The organism is Pseudokineococcus lusitanus (genome assembly GCF_003751265.1).
GTDB lineage: Bacteria > Actinomycetota > Actinomycetes > Actinomycetales > Quadrisphaeraceae > Pseudokineococcus > Pseudokineococcus lusitanus.
Genome location: NZ_RJKN01000008.1, coordinates 38256 through 52080 on the forward strand (window position 1 = coordinate 38256; position 13825 = coordinate 52080).

Here is a 13825-nt window from a genome sequence, read left to right on the forward strand (position 1 = left end):
CCGCGACCGGTCCCGACCACCGACGGGACGCCCCGCGCGGGCCGGCGGCGTGCCATCGTCGGCGCCGGCGGTGCGCACCACGGCCGAGGGGCCGCTGGTCGGGCGCGACCGCGCGGGAGGTCCGGTGGCGAAGCGCCTCAACCCCCCGCCCGGCTGGCCGGACCCGCCGGGCTGGTGGACCCCGCCCCCGGGCTGGACGCCGGACCCCTCGTGGCCGGAGCCGCCGCCGGGGTGGCCGCTGTGGGTCGACGAGAACGTGCCTCTCCCGCCGCACCAGCCTCCCGCGGTCGACGGGACCGCGTCGCCGGTGCCGTCCGGTGGCGACGTGCCGGCCGCCGTCCTCGGCCCGGCCGCGCTCGTGCTCGCCGCGGTGTGGGTGGTCGTCGAGGTCACGGCCGGACGCCCTTGGACCGCCGCCGTCGTGGCGGCCCTGGCGGTCGGCTCGCTCGGGGTGGCGGGCCTCGCCCTCGGCCGGGTCCGTTGGGCCCACCTGCGTGGCCGGCTCGTCGCGGGCGTCCTCGTCGTGGCCGCCGTGGGCCTGCTGGTCGCGGCACGGCCGCTGTTGGGCGACGGCGGGCGGGTGTACGTCGACGCGCCGCCGGACGGCACCCGGACGAGCGCACCGGCCGCCACCGCACCCGCGGACGACGGCGAGGAGACGCCGACCCCCTCGCCCGCCGTGGCGCCCCCGACCTCGCCGCAGGCGGGGTGACCACGCGCCTCTCGAGGGAGAGCAGAATGTCGTCCTGTACCCGAGCCGCGATGGGGGTCCCCGGTGGACGTCTCGCCATTTCGGTCCGTGCGGGGCAGCGCCGGCCGCGCAGGAGCGGCGTCCCGCATGGCGTGCCTGACCGGGACTCGTGCCCGGACGGGTCTGCTGGGACTCTTCGGGCGAGCCGACGACTCGAGGAGCCCCTGAGCTGGGATCTCGCCGCAAGGGGGTCCCCAACCGGTCACGACGTAGGCACTCCGCAGGTCCGGAGTCACCGCCTCGTGCAGCGGTCTCTATTGCCCCCGGTACGTGTACGGCAACTTCTAGGGGAAGCTGCGCTCATGGTCGGGTGTACGCGAGGATGAAGCGTGGCCGAGGACCTGGAACGACGAATAGTCGGCGTGCTGGAACTCTCTTGGGACGAAGAGGGAGATCTTTGGTTCGGCGCTCTTGCGCGCTCGTGCGAGGACTTCGATGCCCCTAGCGATGTTCGGGTTCGGGGAACCTCGCACTCGGGCGGCGTCCGAACGCTGGACCTCCTAGTCGAGGGCGGCGCGGTCTCCGTACTCATCTTCTCCGATGTGCTGGCTTCCAATGAGACGGTGCTTGTCGCTTCGGGTGACTGGCCAGAGGAGACGCGGCGGCGCGTTGCCGAGAGCGTCGCGCACGCGGACGCTTTGTTTCGCTCGGGAGGGACAACCCATGATTGGGTAGCGGTTATTGGCGCGGTGGACTCCAATCGAACACCGATGCCGGCGCTCGGCCTCGAGGGTCATGTTGGTGGGATGCGCATCTACTCCAGCGACGTGCTACAAGAGCGTCCCATCATGCAGGATGTGCCTTCGATGAGTGCTTGGTCGCAGAGCATGTGCGTGCCAGTCATCGTAAGTGGGACGACGAAAGCAATCTCGGAGCACTTAGCGCCTCGGATGGTTGCCTCCGACTTGCGGGCTTTGTGCGGCATGCTCTCCCTCGCTTGGGGTGTCACCATCGACGTCATCCAGGCGCCAAGCGCCCTGAATGGGCATAGGGTGCACGTACCGGAGGTGCTTCCATGGAATTCGGCGACGACGTGGACGCCGGATGGCGACTGGCGAGAATCTGTCGAACGGTTGTCGGTGCCCGCCTGGCTCGATCGGGAATGGCCGAAGGTGGTGGGCGTCCGCGCTGCAGTCCGCCTACGTAATGGCCTTTCCATGTACATGGAGGGGCGGTATGTCGAGCGTAGGCACCCCACTCTCGCGAGTGTTGCTTATGTGGCGACGATCGAAGCTGTAGGGGCGGCTCTCATAGGTGTGCGGAAATCGCAGGATCTGTTGAAGGCAGATCTCTTCAAGCAAGCGATCACGTTAGTGCTCGACCAGCGGGACATCGATTCTCTTCAGGCGGCATATGCAGCACGGTCACGTGCCGTCCATGACGCAAGGCTGTACGGTCTCGAAGTCGAGGGCGGCGCCACGTCACATATGTACGGATTCGCCAGCGGCCAGCTCCCCTACGCCTATGGCGAAATGCCGATCCTCGCGCTGGCGGCGAGGAGGCTACTTCTCAGGTCGTTTGGTGAAGACGGCGGTGCGGCGTCAGCATGGTGGTAGGCGGCTGATTTATTGGGGCATCTGGGGTCGCGCGGACGACGAGATCCCGCCGCCCGAGGTGTGTGACGGGGCTTTGCGGCCGTCCGCTGCGGCGCCTCGCCCAGGACCGGCAAGCGGCACGCTCCGCGCGACCATCGTCGGCGGGACGCTAACCGGACGACGATCGCTGGCCGGTCAGCCTTCGCTGGTCCGTGGGTAGTTCCCCGCAGCCGACTGCTAGGAAGGGTCAGAGGCTTCTCGGCGCAGGCGTCGAAGCGCTAGGAAGCTGAAGACTGCACTGATGAAGGTCGCCGACGACCCGATGGCTAAGGCGTCGGAGCCCTCTGCAGCGGCGAGTATCGCGATAGCCAGCGCGCCGAGGGCAACGAAGATGTGCAGGACTTGGCCCGCCTTGCTGTGCAGCATGGTCGGCACCCTGCCGTACCTCACCGGTCCCGCGACGGACTTCAGGGACGACGCACCCTTGGGGGGCCAGCGCTACCAGCGGCCCATTCCGCTGACGATCCTCGTCCGGTCAGCGTCCTGCTGAAAGCGCGGGTGCGGGCCTTCCTGCGCGCCTCGCACGTGCGGCCTCAGGCTCGAGGCTCATCGACGCCTGTCGATGATCGGGAGTGCCGGCTGGTGGAGGTCCACCACAGGCCAGCCGCGAGAAGAGCGGCTACGACGGTGGGTACGGCAGCGCCGACAACTGCGGACACGAAGGTCTCTCCCTGCAGCAGGCCACCGATCAGCCACCCGTAAGCGATACCGAAGGGGATGAAGGCCAAGCGCTGGAGGCCGCGGGGATTGCGTTGCTTCTTAGACACGTAGAGCAGTGTGGTGGCCAGCAGGCTCTCCGCTGGGTCAGTCATCGGTGTTCACGCGTCCGAGGGCACGGCCCCACTTCCCGAAGTCCCAGCAGACGATCGTCAGCGGGACGCTGACCGGACGACGATCGTCAGCGGGACGCTGACCGGACGACGATCGTCAGTGGAGCTTGACCGGCCACAGGTCGCTGGCTGGCATGGACCGCGCAGGTTGCGGTGACCTAGGCGTTGGTGTGGTGAGCGCTGCGCCAGTTGAGAGCAACGAGGGTCGTCACGGCCACGAGGCTGCCCACCACGGGTAACGCGACAGCGACGACGAGCAGGCCGATCCGGTGACGGGCCGACGTGAGCTGGGGCCAGCTGAAGAGTGCGGCTACGACGCCGACCAACCACAGAGCGAGTACCGCAATTTCCGTACCGTTCAACGCGGCCACATGACCTCCTCGAGCAGGCGAGGCAGCAACCGGCACCTCGGTGGGTCAGCATGCCCGCAGGTCGTCCTCCTGAGACCAGGTCCACCGCTGGGGCTGCCGGCGGCAACCACCAGACGCTGGTCAGCCGTCGCCTGTTCGTACGACGGTCTCCCGTCGGCTTGCCTGTGATCGAGCCCGGCGACGGTCGACCAGCCACAGCGAGGCGGCGGCGAGCCCGGCGGTGAGGCCGGCGACCAGCCAGAGGTACAGCGGCTGGAAGATGAAGAGCAGTGCCGCGGTCGAGGAGTCGCTACGGACGAAGTCGACGAGCAAGGTCGTGACCAGACCGGCCAGCCCTAGGACGCCCAGCGTCACGGCCGCGGCTGTCGGTCGTCGGCGCCTGGCGAAGAGCACTACGCCGGCCATGCCGGCGATGGGCGTGAGGTTCCACAGGAGGAAGAGGATCCCGATCAGGGTGTCACTGGCCCCGGCGGCGCCTCCGCCGCCGGCCCACACCATGACGGTCGCGACAGCCCCCGCGGTCAGCGCCAGCACCACCAGTAGCACCGAGGGCAGATCGCGCGGCCAGGGCGTGGTGGCGGACGAGGTCATGCCTCAGGTTGCCCCATGCGCTGGACCGTCGGGCGCCCTTCCGGCCCTCGTGACGTGACCGGACGACGATCGTCAGCGGGACGCTGACCGGACGACGATCGTCATTCGGTGCGCCTTGCCGGGGGACGTTGGCGCTAGCGACCGGGGTGGTCACCTGATACCGATGGGCCGTGGACGACTACTTCCCTGCGGCCCCGCAGGTGCCTCAGGGCGTCATCGGGTCGCTGATTGCCTACGCCGAGCAGTGCGCTGCCCACCTCGAGGCCGAGCACGAGCAGGCGCAACAGCACGGCCATGTCGTTGAGGGAAAGGCGCTCGTTAACCTGGAGGGCTACCGCTTCACCGCGCGCTTCCTCCGCGAGAGCTACGACATGGCGGGCCCGACACCTCGCTGACTGAGGCGTGCGACGCCGCGGGCCCGGCGCTGACCGGACGACGATCGTCAGCGGGACGCTGACCGAAGTCTGGACCCATGGACGTCGAGGTGTGCCAGCTGGCGGTCGCTCGCCGCTCACTTCTGCATGAAAGCCACGAGGCCATTCCATAGACCCCGTTGCCGCTGGTACCCGCGACAGCCGTCGCACTCTCGGCATGGACCTACGTCGTGACACCAGGCAGGTGATGGCAGGAACTGACGGCAATGGTCGTTCCTGGAGTGCCCGCACGAGCACGGTGGTGGCTCGATCAGTCGCATATTCATCATGCCCACGCGCTTGAGGCTGCCTTAAGACCCGCCTGCTCACACACCGAGGGGCAGTCGATGCTGCGACGGCGCGCTGGACGCGTGGTGTCCACCTTGTCCTACCGTCGAGCGATGGCACGCACTGTCGACCCGTACAGCTGGCCCTTCGCGGTGTCTCCTCGGCACCCCGCCTACATCCCGTTCTGGATCGCCATTACCGTCAACGCCGTCGGCCTGATCTCCCGCCTGACTGGCGGTGACGGACTGCCCACTTGGGCCTCAGTGGTGACGCTGGCGCTGATGATCACGTGGGTGGTCACCGCGCGGATAGCGAACGCGCGAGCCCGCCGAGAAATCACACACGCACACCGGGCCGCGGAGTAGGAACACGAGCCGCTTGGCCTGCGCCGTTGGACGATCGTCAATCGGTACGGGCCGCGTCAGTACTCCATGGGCCGGGCGGTGGGTTCGCCGGTGAGCTGTCGGCCGAGCTCGAGGACCGCTTCGTCGCGCAGAAGCCGGATCACGTCCTTGGCCACCGCTGGGACGTCGTCTTGCGTGCGCAGGGCCCACCAGCGGTCTCCGGGAGGGTCGTCGAGCATCCCGATCCGCTCGTACCAACCGCGGGCGGGCTCACGCGCCGTCCCGTTCGGTCGTCGCTCGGTCAGCTCGGTGTGCTCACGGCATGCCTGGGCCCAGGCGTCCGCGCTGATGTAGGTGAGATTGATCGTGAAGGTGACCTCCCAGGCGCTGTTGTTGTGGCCCTTCTGAAAGGCGACGAGGACGTGGTCGTCGGTGCCCTTGAGGCGGTACCTGCCGGAAGACCCCTGGAAGCCGAGCCGGCGCAGCTCGGGAGAGATGACGTCGCGGATGAAGCGGGCGTAGACGTCGAAGGCGGGGTCGGCGGGTGGTTCGAGGGCGTCGAGGTGGTCGGCGTAGGCCGAGCCGTCGTCCATGGGCAGGTAGACGTCCTCGGCAGACAGGTCGATGCACACGAGGCCGTGCTGGTGGGCTAGGTCGACGATTGTGACCATGGTCAGCTCGAGGCCATCGCCGTAGGTGAGCGGCAGGACGAGGGTGTCGCCGTCGGCCTCGCCGGAGGGCGGTGATGAGGCCCATGCCTCATGATCGTCGGGCAGGACCCGGGCGAGGTCGTCCAGGAAGGCGCGGATCGCCGGAGCGGGTGGGGTCGCCTCCTCAGTGGTCTCTTCCGCCAGGCGGGCGAAAGCCGCCATGGCCTGCGCTGCGTCGTCGGGCTGCGCGCCTACGTAGACGGCGAGGTCGTGCGACATGCCGCGACGCTAGCCAGACGAGCGGGGGTTTCAAGGATTCAGACCGGCATCACTCATTCGCGCACGCCCCCTACCTACCTATCTGCCTACCGCGCAAGCCGCGGAAGTCCACGCCAGGAAGGGGATCGTCAGCGGGACGGTCGGGCGGCTCGGTGGACGTGGTGCGGGGCCGGAGACGGGGACTTCGGTCAGGCGATGAAGAGGTCGAAGGCGTCGCTGATGGCCCGGGCGAGCTCGGGTTCCTGGTCGTCGAAGAAGAGCCCGACGGAGTGCTCGACGGCGTCCGCGGGGACGGTGACGATGTTGTCGCAGCTGACCACGCTGTCGTGGTCGAGCCCGTTGCGGGGGCCGACGGGGACTTCGCTGGTGATGCCGCGGATGGTGCTGGTGATGGGCGCGACGGTGACCCACCGCAGCAGGTGGAGCTCGGACTGGCGGGTCAGGACGAGGGCTGGTCGTCGCTTGTCCAGCTGGACGACGGCGATGGTGCGCACGGTCGGGGGACGCTCAGTCGAGCTCGGGGTGGGTGCCCTCTGGTGCTGGGTGCAGGTCGGGGTAGAGGGGCTCTCCGCGGCGGGCGAGGTCGAGGAGCAGGGTCTCCTCGGCGCGGTAGCGCTGCTCGCGCTGGAGGCGGGCGATGCTGCGTCGGACGGCTTCGGAGCGGTTGGCGGCGCGGCCTGCGGCGACCTCGGCGTCGAGGGCTGCGAGCTCGGGTGCTTCGAGGCGGATCGCGATCTGCGTCGACATGGCGGAAGAGTACGCACGGCGTCAACCACTTGGTAGGCAGGCAGATGGCGGTGAGGTCAGTCCCCTCCCCGTCGAGCGCTCGGACGGCGACCCGCAGGGGCTCAGTGCCGAGTCGGGCGGAAGACCAGCTCGTGGGTGCGCCCGTCCAGCGTGCGGCTCTCGAGCAGCTGCAGGTCGAAGTCCTCGGCGCCGTCGAAGATGCGGCTGGTGCCCGTGCGGCCGGAAATCACCGGGAAGATCGTCAGCTGGAAGCGGTCGACGAGCCCGGCGGCCATGAGTGCCCGGTTGAGCGACAGGCTGGCCTGGGAGCGAAGCGGCACGTCGGACTCGTCCTTCAGCCGGCGGACGACGTCGACGGCGTCACCGTCGACGATCGTGGCGTCGGGCCAGCCCAGGGGCTCGGTGAGGGTGGAGGAGATCACCGTCGCCGGCGCGCGCAGGGTGCGCTGGTTCCACTCGTCCTGCGTCAGGGGGTCGTCTCCGGAGACGAGGATGTCGGCGACCTCGCGGAAGGTCGTGGCGCCGAAGACCATGCGGGGCGGGGGGTCGAGCTGCCCCGCGCGGTGCTCGAGCAGCTCGGGTCCCTGCTGCCCCCAGTAGCCGCCCCAGTCGGCCGTCTCGACGAAGGACCCGAAGCCGTCGAGCGTGGAGAACACGTCCCAGGTGTAGGTGGCGGTCATGCCGGTACGGACTCGTGCCCGTCCGGGACCTCATCGGTGCCCCGCGAGCAGACGGGTCGTCCTCGGCGGACCTCTGCCCGCCCGGCGGTCGGTGCGGCACCATCGCCGGAGCCACCGAGACCCGACCGCGTCGGTCGTGCGGCCACCACCCGAGGAGAGCGAATGGCCCTGTTCCGCAGGCGTCGCCCGGAACCGCGACGCGCCGTCGAGCCGGAGCAGCCGCGGCTGACGGGGTCGCAGCTGCTGGTGCAGCAGCTGCGCCACGCAGGGGGCTCGCCGGCGTCCGAGGCCGTCGCGGTGCCCTTGGAGACCTTCTTCGAGGGCAACGACGACGCCGGCAGCATCGCGCCCAACCTGGGCGACCACCCGGGACCCGCCCGCATCTTCGAGGTCCTCCGGGTCCTGCGGGCACGAGCGGACGTCCTCGACGTCGTCGTGCTCGTCGGGATGGAGGCCGACGAGTACGAGCCGGACGAGTGGCCCTTCGCCGAGGCGGTGCACGTCATCACCTCCGCTCCCGCCGAGTCCTTCTCCGCGGTGGCGGACCTCCTGGACGCGGACCCGGTCGAGGTCGGCGGGTGGCCCGACGACGCCCTGTCGCACCCGCCGGTCCCGCCGGGCCACCACGTCTGCACCATCTCGTGGGACTGACGGACGTCGAGGGGCCCGGCCCGCCGGCGTCGCCGGACGACCTGTCGCATCGGTCACCTTTCCTCCGGCCTGTCCCGGACGTCGGCCCTCCGCCCTAGCCTCGCCGCACCGGTCCCGAGACCCGTGCCCGCGGCGACCGGCCGCCCCCGCCCCGGTCCGCCGGGCGGCCCGTCCCGGAGGAGCCCCGTGCCCCCGTCGGTCATCCCCACCCCTGACGTCCGCCCCGGCGCCCGCCCGGCGGCCCGACGGCGCCGCCCGCCCGTCGCCCTCGCGCTCGCCCTCGCCGCGGTCGTCGTCGCCCCCGGCGCGGCCGGTGCCGCGCCCGTCGAGCGTCCCGCCCGTGCGGCTGCCCCCGCCCCTGCGGCGGCAGCCGTCCCCGAGCTCGGCTGGGGTGCCTGCCCCGAGGGCTGGACCCGCGACGGCGTGGACCCGGCCGCCTTCGACTGCGCCGTCGCCGCGGTGCCGCTCGACCACGACGACCCGACCGGCCCGACGATCGACCTGGCCGTCAAGCGCCTGCCCGCCTCGGGCGACCCCGCGAAGCGCATCGGGACGCTCTTCCTCAACCCCGGCGGCCCCGGCGGCTCGGGCGTCGGCTTCGTCGACAGCGCCGAGGGCGCCTTCCCCGCGGAGGTGCTCGAGCGCTTCGACGTCGTCGGCTTCGACCCCCGCGGCGTCGCCCGCTCGACGCCGCTCGCGTGCTTCCCCGACCTCGACACCGCGGTGGAGACCCTGTTCGACCTGCCGCCCTTCCCCGTCGGCACGCGGGAGCAGCTGCGGCACTTCGCCGCGTACCGCACCTACACCGACTTCTGCGCTGGGCAGGTGGACGAGCAGCCGGTCATCGAGCACATGTCGACGGCCGACGTGGCGCGCGACCTCGACCTACTGCGGCAGGCCGTCGGCGACGAGGCCCTGACCTACGCCGGCTACTCCTACGGCACCCACCTCGGCGACGTGTACGCCAACCTCTTCCCCGACCGGGTCCGCGCCCTCGCGCTCGACGCCGTCATCGAGCCGGTGGCCTGGACCACGGGCGAGAGCCGCCGCCAGGCGCTGACGGAGACGACGTCGCACCGCCTGCGCACCGGCGAGGGCGCCTACGGGACGCTGCAGGCCCTCCTCGCCGAGTGCGCCGCCGCGGGGCCCGAGGCCTGCGCGCTGGCGGCGGGCGGCGACCCGTCCGGCGACTACGACCGGCTGGCCGCCGCGCTGCTCGACGAACCTCTCGTCGTCGTCGACGCCGAGGGCGGCGAGACGCGGTGGACCTACGCCGAGCTCGTCAGCACGTCGCTCGGTGCCCTCTACGACGCGGGCTCCTACCCGGCGCTCGCCGACCTCGTCGCGGCGCTGCTCGTCCTCGTCGACGCGAGGGAGGACGGCGTGGCTCCCGACGCCGCGACGACGGCGCGCGCCGCGGCCGCCGGCGAGCGCCTGGCGACCGCGGCGGACGAGCCCGAGCCCGCGGAGGAGCGGGTGCAGATCTCCGAGGGCACCGACGGGGTCCTGTGCACCGACGGCGACAACCCCCGGCGCCAGCGGGCGTGGCGCACCTCGGCCGCCGCGGCCGATGCGCAGGGCCCGTACTTCGGCAGCGCGTGGGTGTGGAGCGAGCTCGCCTGCGCCACGTGGCCCGTGCGCGCCGACAGCCGGTACACCGGGCCGTGGGACGAGGAGACGGCGGCGCCGGTGCTCGTCGTCGGCACCCGGTACGACCCGGCGACCCCCTACTGGGACGCGGTCGCCGTCTCCGAGCAGCTGCCCGGGGCGCGGCTGCTGACCCTCGAGGGCTGGGGCCACACGGCCCTCGGCGCGAGCGGGTGCGTCGACGACGCCGTCGCCCGTTACCTCGTCGACCAGCAGCTGCCCGCGGAGGGCACCGTCTGCGCCGCGGACCGACGGCCCTTCGACCCGCAGCCCGTGTCCGCGCTCCGGAGCGCGGGGCCGTCGGGCCAGGCGGCCAAGGACGACGTCGTCGCGGCCCTGCTCGGGGCGACCACCCGCTGACGCACGACGCGACGCCGCCCGTCCTGCAGCAGCAGGACGGGCGGCGTCGGGACGTGCGGGCCGGAGGCCCGGGGCGTCAGAGCTGGACGACCTCGTTCTCGCCGCCGTCGTAGCGCTCGCCCTTGGTGCGCGCCTTCACGTAGGAGAGCAGCGTCGCCACCTTCCCGCCGGGGGTGTCCCAGTACTCCGCCGACGAGGCGTGCACCTTGAGCAGCACGAGGCCGGTCGACTCGGGGCCGTCGGGGAACCAGGCGGACAGGCCCGGGTTCCACAGCTCCTTCGTCTTCTCGAGGTCCTCGACCACCTCGGCCTCGCCGGCCAGCGACAGCCACGCGTCGCCGGAGGCGAAGGAGACGTTGACGCCGGCGCCGTGGCGGACCTGGTGCACCTTGCGGCTGCCGGCGTCCGAGGCGAACCAGAGGTCGCCGTCGAACTCGACCTGCTGCACGGCCATCGGGCGGCTGACGAGGGTGCCCTCGTCGTCCGTCGTCGTGAGCATGCAGGTCTTGATGTCCTTGATGATCTCGGCGACCTTGGCCACGCCCTCGTCGCGGGGCGTGCCGGGGGTGTCGGGTGCAGGGCTCATGGGGGTCCTCCCGTGCGGTGGTGCGGTCGCCACGGCCGGGTGCGGCCCGGTCCGTGGACGCCCCGCGGGTCGTCCACGGAGGACCCCAGTCCACGGCCCGTGGGCCGTGCGCGCCACCGGGGGGCACTTCCCTCAAGGCGCGGGGGGCGTCCGCCGATGCGGGGAGGGTGAGCCCCGAGACCGCGCGCGCCGTCGTGCCGGCGCTGCGCCCGGGCCCCGGCGTGGAGCGGCGTCGCGCCGTCGTGCTCGCCGTCCTCCTCGTCCTCGCCGTGCTCGTCGGCCGCGAGAGCCGCCCCGACGGCGCCCAGCTCGCCCTCGTGTGGCCGGCGGCCGGCGTCGTGGTCGTCTGGCTCCTCGCCGCCGTGGGCACCCGGGCCTGGGCGCCCGCGCTCCTCGGCGCGCTGGTCACGAGCTTCCTCGTCGTGGAGGTCACCGGGGCGGGCATCTTCCTGTCCACGGGCGTCTCGGCGGCCACGGTCCTGCAGGGCGCCGTGCTCGCCCACGTCTACGCCCGCCGCCGCGGGGACGGGCCCTCCTTCTCCCTGCGTACCCCGACGGACCTCTGGTGGTTCCTCGGGGCCGCCGCCCTGGCCTGCGCGGTCGGCAGCCTCGTCGGCGGGCTCACCGCCGTCCTCGACCACCCCGCCGGTCCTGCCGGCGCGCCGCCCTTCGCCGTCGTCGCGGGGCAGTGGTTCGTCCGTCACCTCGTGGGTGTGGTCGTCGTGGGCGCCGTAGGCCTGCGCCTGCTGGACCGCGAGGTCGCGTGGGCGCGCCCGCCGTGGCTGGCCGGCCCCGTCGAGCAGCGGCTCATGACGCTCGCGCTCGTCGCGGGCTACGGCGTCGTCCTCGTGTGGCTCCCCGTGCTGCCGCTGGCCTTCGCCGTCCTGCCGCTCCACGCCTGGCTGGCCCTGCGTCGCCGCACGACGCTGACGACGCTCCACGTCGCCGTCGCCGCGGCGGCCGTCCTCGCCGCCACCCTCCTGGACGCCGGGCCCTTCGCGGCGCTCGGGCCCCAGGCCGCGGCACCCACCGCCCAGGCCTTCGTCCTCGTCGTCACGACCGTCTCCCTGCTGCTGTCGCTGGCCCGCGACGAGCGGGACGTCCTGCTCGCGCGGGCCGCCGAGGCCACCGCCGCGACCGCCCGGCAGGCGGCGCTCCTCGAGGCGGTCGTCGGCTCGACCACCGGCGGGCTCTCCGTCTTCGCCGCGGACGGGACGCCGCTGCTGCGCAACGCGGCCGCCGAGCGCCTCGTCGGGCCGTGGCCCGCGACAGGCGGACGCCGCGCCTGGGCCGAGCAGAACCGGCTCGCCCGCCCAGACGGCACGCCGTACCCCTTCGACGAGCTGCCCATCACCCGCGCCCTCGCCGGCGAGTCGGTGCGGGAGTCCGACGTCGTCCTGCGCCCGGAGGGCGCGTCGCCGCGGACGGTGAGCACGAGCGCCGTCCCGCTCCCGCCCGGTCCCGAGCCGTGGTCCGGCGGCGTGGTGGCCTCGTACGGCGACGTCACCGCGGTGCGGGCGGCCGCCGTCGACCTCGCCCAGGCCCGCGACCTCTACCGCGGCGTCCTCGACGCCGCCACGGAGCAGGCGATCATCGGCACCGACGACCGCGGCCTCGTCACCGTCTTCAACGTCGGCGCGGAGCAGATGCTCGGCTATCGCGCCGCCGACGTCCTCGGCCGGGGCGCCGACCTCTTCCACGACGGCCGCGAGGTCGTCGCCCGCGCCGCCGAGCTCGGCATCGCGCCGGGGCTGGAGGTCTTCGTCGTCGTCCCGCGGCAGGACCGCCACGAGACCCGGCAGTGGACGTACGTGCGCGCCGACGGACGTCGCCTGCAGGTCATGCTCACCATGACGGCCCGCCGCGACGCCGACGGTCGCATCACCGGCTACATCGGCGTCGCCACCGACGTCACCGAGCGGGTCCTCGCCGAGCAGCGCCTCGCGGACTCCGAGGCGCTGTTCCGCCTCGCCTTCGACACCGCCCCGACGGCGATGCTCATGGTCGGCCTCGTCGGCGCCGACCTCGGGCGGGTGCTGCGCGCCAACGACGCGGGCGCCCTCCTCGTCGGCGTCCCGGCGGACGCGCTCGTCGGTCGCACGGTCATGCAGCACGTGCACCCCGGCGAGCGCGGTACCGCCCGCGGCCGCCTCCGCGCCGTCCTCGCCGGCCGCGCGGCCGAGGCCCGCTTCGAGCAGCGGCTCGTGCAGGCCGACGGGACGGTGCGGTGGGGCGCCCTCACGGCGTCCGTCGTCCGGCCCGGTGCGGGCGCGCCGTACCTGCTCCTGCTCGTCGAGGACGTCACCGAGCGCCGCGCCGCCGAGGAGCGCCTCTCGCACCTCGCCACCCACGACGGGCTGACGGGCCTGGCCAACCGGGCCCTCCTGCGCGAGCGCCTCGAGGAGGCGGTGGCGGCGGCCGGCCGCGGCGAGGGTGCGGCCGGCCTGCTCTTCGTCGACCTCGACGGCTTTAAGGCGGTCAACGACGGCCACGGCCACGCGGCGGGCGACGAGGTGCTGCGCCAGGTCGCCGCCCGGCTGGAGCACGTCGTCGCCGGGCAGGGCACCGCGGCGCGGCTGGGCGGCGACGAGTTCGCCGTCGTCGTGCCCTCCGCCGGGGCCGCGCAGCTGCAGGTCCTCGCCGGCCTGCTGCTCGCGGAGGTCCGCCGTCCCGTCCGGCTCCCGGACGGCGCGACGACGGCGGTCGGCGCGAGCATCGGCCTGCGCCGGACCCACGGCGGCGTCGACGCCGAGGAGCTGCTCGGCGGCGCGGACGCGGCGATGTACGAGGCCAAGCGCTCCGGCGGCGGGCGGGTCGTCGACGGCACGCGCAGCGGCGTCGCCCCGCTGCTGCCGGGCCCGCGCCGGGCCGACGTGGCGGGCGCGCCCCCGTCGTCGTCGGACCGGCCCCGCGGTCTCGGTCCCGGGGACCCCTCTTTGCGCTCCTTATAGGTGCCTGTCAATATCGACACATGTCGATGTGCGAGCCGACGGAGGGGCCGGCCGAGCCGGTCGCGGGAGCGACCGTCGACGGGGCGTGCTG

The 13825-nt window shown here is 72.8% G+C and carries 14 protein-coding genes; 7 read left to right on the forward strand and 7 right to left on the reverse strand.

What is annotated here, in order from left to right:
• Positions 1-124 precede the first annotated feature (124 nt).
• Both EDC03_RS17935 and EDC03_RS14405 read left to right on the forward strand, forming a co-directional pair.
• Positions 125-712 (forward strand): hypothetical protein, encoded by a 588-nt coding sequence (locus tag EDC03_RS17935; RefSeq protein ID WP_199720282.1) that lies wholly within the window; start codon positions 125-127, stop codon positions 710-712.
• A gap of 368 nt (positions 713-1080) precedes the next feature.
• A complete protein-coding gene (locus tag EDC03_RS14405; RefSeq protein WP_148058101.1) occupies positions 1081-2307 on the forward strand; it encodes a hypothetical protein in 1227 nt (408 codons plus the stop codon).
• A 1027-nt stretch (positions 2308-3334) separates the two neighbouring features.
• Here EDC03_RS14405 and EDC03_RS14415 read toward each other — a convergent pair.
• Both EDC03_RS14415 and EDC03_RS14420 read right to left on the reverse strand, forming a co-directional pair.
• Positions 3335-3547 (reverse strand): hypothetical protein, encoded by a 213-nt coding sequence (locus EDC03_RS14415; protein WP_123380963.1) that lies wholly within the window; start codon positions 3545-3547, stop codon positions 3335-3337.
• 120 nt (positions 3548-3667) lie between these two features.
• Positions 3668-4138, reverse strand: coding sequence for a hypothetical protein (locus EDC03_RS14420; RefSeq protein ID WP_123380964.1), 471 nt, complete (start codon positions 4136-4138; stop codon positions 3668-3670).
• Positions 4139-4308: 170 nt separating this feature from the next.
• On the opposite strand from EDC03_RS14420, the gene EDC03_RS14425 reads away from it, so the two are divergent.
• Complete coding sequence (locus EDC03_RS14425; protein ID WP_123380965.1) at positions 4309-4533, forward strand: hypothetical protein; 225 nt, start codon at positions 4309-4311, stop codon at positions 4531-4533.
• Between the two features lie 419 nt (positions 4534-4952).
• On the forward strand, positions 4953-5204 hold the full coding sequence (locus EDC03_RS14430) for a hypothetical protein (RefSeq protein WP_123380966.1): 252 nt from the start codon (positions 4953-4955) through the stop codon (positions 5202-5204).
• Positions 5205-5260: 56 nt separating this feature from the next.
• On the opposite strand, the gene EDC03_RS14435 is transcribed toward EDC03_RS14430, so the two are convergent.
• The 4 genes from EDC03_RS14435 to EDC03_RS14450 all read right to left on the reverse strand — a co-directional run bounded on the left by EDC03_RS14435 (position 5261) and on the right by EDC03_RS14450 (position 7539).
• Positions 5261-6112 (reverse strand): DUF4304 domain-containing protein, encoded by an 852-nt coding sequence (locus EDC03_RS14435; RefSeq protein ID WP_123380967.1) that lies wholly within the window; start codon positions 6110-6112, stop codon positions 5261-5263.
• A gap of 188 nt (positions 6113-6300) precedes the next feature.
• A complete protein-coding gene (locus EDC03_RS14440) occupies positions 6301-6606 on the reverse strand; it encodes a type II toxin-antitoxin system PemK/MazF family toxin (RefSeq protein WP_123380968.1) in 306 nt (101 codons plus the stop codon).
• Positions 6607-6619: 13 nt separating this feature from the next.
• Complete coding sequence (locus tag EDC03_RS14445; protein WP_123380969.1) at positions 6620-6859, reverse strand: ribbon-helix-helix domain-containing protein; 240 nt, start codon at positions 6857-6859, stop codon at positions 6620-6622.
• A gap of 101 nt (positions 6860-6960) precedes the next feature.
• On the reverse strand, positions 6961-7539 hold the full coding sequence (locus EDC03_RS14450) for a dihydrofolate reductase family protein (RefSeq protein ID WP_123380970.1): 579 nt from the start codon (positions 7537-7539) through the stop codon (positions 6961-6963).
• A gap of 162 nt (positions 7540-7701) precedes the next feature.
• Between EDC03_RS14450 and EDC03_RS14455 the strand changes: the two genes are divergently transcribed.
• The gene (locus EDC03_RS14455; protein ID WP_123380971.1) at positions 7702-8190 is read left to right on the forward strand and encodes a hypothetical protein; all 489 of its coding nucleotides are present in this window, start codon (positions 7702-7704) and stop codon (positions 8188-8190) included.
• 186 nt (positions 8191-8376) lie between these two features.
• Positions 8377-10197, forward strand: coding sequence for an alpha/beta hydrolase (locus EDC03_RS14460; RefSeq protein ID WP_158674320.1), 1821 nt, complete (start codon positions 8377-8379; stop codon positions 10195-10197).
• A gap of 76 nt (positions 10198-10273) precedes the next feature.
• Here the strand turns inward: EDC03_RS14460 and EDC03_RS14465 are convergent, their stop codons facing one another.
• Entirely contained in the window at positions 10274-10783 is a 510-nt protein-coding gene (locus tag EDC03_RS14465; RefSeq protein WP_123380973.1) for a pyridoxamine 5'-phosphate oxidase family protein, read from the reverse strand.
• 167 nt (positions 10784-10950) lie between these two features.
• Here EDC03_RS14465 and EDC03_RS14470 point away from each other — a divergent pair, with 167 nt between their 5' ends.
• Positions 10951-13734, forward strand: coding sequence for a sensor domain-containing protein (locus EDC03_RS14470; RefSeq protein ID WP_123380974.1), 2784 nt, complete (start codon positions 10951-10953; stop codon positions 13732-13734).
• Positions 13735-13825: the final 91 nt, after the last annotated feature.